General features: G+C 71.6%; 1 protein-coding gene and 1 pseudogene. Both read right to left on the bottom strand.

What is annotated here, in order from left to right; translation table 11 throughout:
* Positions 1-224: pseudogene (locus WA805_RS19035) on the bottom strand (ISKra4 family transposase); the annotation flags it as partial.
* A 249-nt stretch (positions 225-473) separates the two neighbouring features.
* Positions 474-2,649: MMPL family transporter (locus WA805_RS19040; protein WP_425243006.1), on the bottom strand; the 2,176-nt coding region annotated here is incomplete at its 5' end.

The following is a 2,649-nucleotide window of genomic DNA, read 5'->3' on the forward strand; positions in this document are numbered from 1 at the left end:
GCAGATGGCTTCCCGCTGGCTGCTGGCCTCCCGGCAGCGCAGGGCGATGATGGCGTCTGCGCCGTCGGTGGTCTAGTGCATTCCTGCTTGTTTGAGGCGCTGGCCGACGATGCTCTTGCAGCCGGCCTCGACGACGCCGGAGCCGGTGAACAGGCCGCGGGAGCGGAACCAGCGGTAGCGCATGCGGGCCTGCGTTGTTGAGGAAAGTAGCCGAGTTCCCTTTCGGCCTCGGGGCACACGCATCGGCGGTGATCTCCGGCCACCGCGATCTACGTGACGCTGGCGTGGGCGGCGCTCGCGATGGCGCTGGCCGTGGCGGCGGCGGTGCCCCCGGCGCGGACTGTGCTGGCCGCCCGCCGGGCGCCCTGACCCCGTCGCCGCATCGACGCGTTACCCCACGTCCCACAGTCACCAAGAGCACTAACGGAAGGCAGCTAATGGACGTGGCGATGCGTGCTTGACTCCGGGCGGGGCTAGGGCGAACCCGCGGGAACTCGTTCTGCCTGGGCCCGGCGGGTGCGGGAGGACCAGGCGTGGTCGCCAAGCAGGGCCAGGGCGGCCGGGACGAGGACCCCGCGGATGACCGTCGCGTCGATGAGTACGGCCGCGGCTGTGCCGATCCCGAGGATCTTGAGGTCGATCAGCGGGAGCGTGGAGAACAGCGAGAACAGCGCCACCATGATCAGCGCGGCGCTGGTCACCACCCCCGCGCTTGACGCGATGCCGCCGACGATCGCCTCCTTCGGGGAGGAGCCTCGCGCCCACAGCTCGCGGACCCGGCTGAGGATGAACACGTGGTAGTCCATGCTGATCCCGAACAGGAACACGAACATCATCAGCGGCACCCAGAAGATGATCCCGCCGAACGACGTGTAGTCGAGCGGCCCTTGCAGCCGCCCGTCCTGGAAGATCAGCACAGTCAGGCCGTAGGCCGCGCCGACCGACAGGAGGTTCAGCGCGATCGACACCAGCGACACGAGGACCGACCGGAACGCCACTAGCAGCAGCACGAAGGCCAGCACCGCGACGAAGCCGAACACCAGGGGCAGGCTGGCGTCCTCCGTCTGGATGATGTCGTGCGTCGACGCGGTGTCGCCGGTGACCGCGTAGCTGGCCCCGGGGACCTTGCCGAGGGTGTCCGGCAGGAGCTGGTTCCGCAGCGTCTGCAGCGCGTTGTCCGACGCGGTGTCTGCCCCGCTGCCCGCCAGCGGCACGGCGACCACGAGCGCGCGCCCGCCACCGATGACGGTGGTGGTCACCGGGTCGTGAATGGCGCCGCCGGCCGCGGCATCGGCCCGCAGCGCGTCCACCGCGACGAGCATCTTCGGGCCGGTGACGTCCGCGCCGGTCACCACGACCTCCGCGGGTGCTGGGGCCTGCGGGAACGCCCGCTGGATGGCGGCCATCGTCTGGACCACGGCCGCGTCCTTCGGCGCGTCCACGGCGGGTTCGCCGAGCCGCAGGCCGAGCACCGGCGCGGCCAGCGCGAGCAGCGCGATCGTGGCGACGCCGCCCCAGATCACCGGCCTGGCGACGACCCGGCGGGCCAGCGCCCCCCACAGCCGGGACGGCCGGGCATCGGCCCGCCTGCGGCCGAGGAACGGGATCCGGCCAGCATCCACTTTCGGCCCGAGCCACGCCAGCAGCGCGGGCAGCACGGTCAGCGAGCCGATGACCGCGATGCCCACCACGGCGATTGTGCCAAGCGCGAAGCCGCTGAACGGGCCGCCGCCGACGAAAAAGAGGCCGGACATGGTGGCCATCACGGTCAGGCCGGACACCAGGATCGTGCGGCCCGACGTCCGCCCGGCGATCCGTAGCGCCTCGGGGAACGACCGGCCCTTCGCCCGCTCCTCACGCTCGCGGCGCAGATAGAACAGAGAGTAGTCGACGCCGACCGCCATCCCGACGACCACCACGACCTCGAACGTGCTGCCGTTGATCGGCAGCCAGTGGCTGGCGGCCGTCACCACCCCGATGGCGGCGGTCAGGGCGGTGAGCGCGAGTAGCACCGGGATGCCGGCCGCGACCAGCGAGCCGAACACGGCGAGCATCAGCAGCAGCGTGATCGGGATCGAGGTGACCTCGGCCTTGCTGAAGTTCAGCGAGCTGTTGATCTCCTGGGCGATGCTGGCGTCACCGGCCTCGGCGACGCGCAGGTCAGGGTGCCTGGCCTGCACTCCGGCGACCGCGTGCTGGAGGGAGGTCACCGCCTGGTCGATGTTCGTGACGTTGCCCGGGACCTGGAACGTGACCAGGGCGCTGTGCCCGTCCTTCGACACGCGCGGCGCCTGGATGTGCGTCGCGTATGCAGGGTGGGCGGCCAGCGACGCGGCCACCTGGGACGCCGCCTGGCGCATGGCCGGATCGGTGGCGAAGGTGGCGCCGGGCGCCGTGGCCTGGATCAGCACGTTCTCGGTCGACGCGTTGAGCTGCGCCGGCGCGTACTGCTGCAGCACCCGCTCGGCCTGCCCGGCCTGGCCGGAGCTGTATTCCGGCAGGTTCCTTGAGCCGAGCGCCTGGCCCGCCATGAAGATGGCGGCGACGAGGAGCAGCCAGCCGAAGACGGCGGTCTTGCGGTGCGCGGCGCTCCAGCCGGCCACCCGTTCGGTCAGGTTAGGCCGTTCGCGACGCCGGCCTGGCGGCGGG

The organism is Trebonia sp., assembly GCF_049794275.1.
In the GTDB taxonomy this organism is placed as follows: domain Bacteria; phylum Actinomycetota; class Actinomycetes; order Streptosporangiales; family Streptosporangiaceae; genus Trebonia.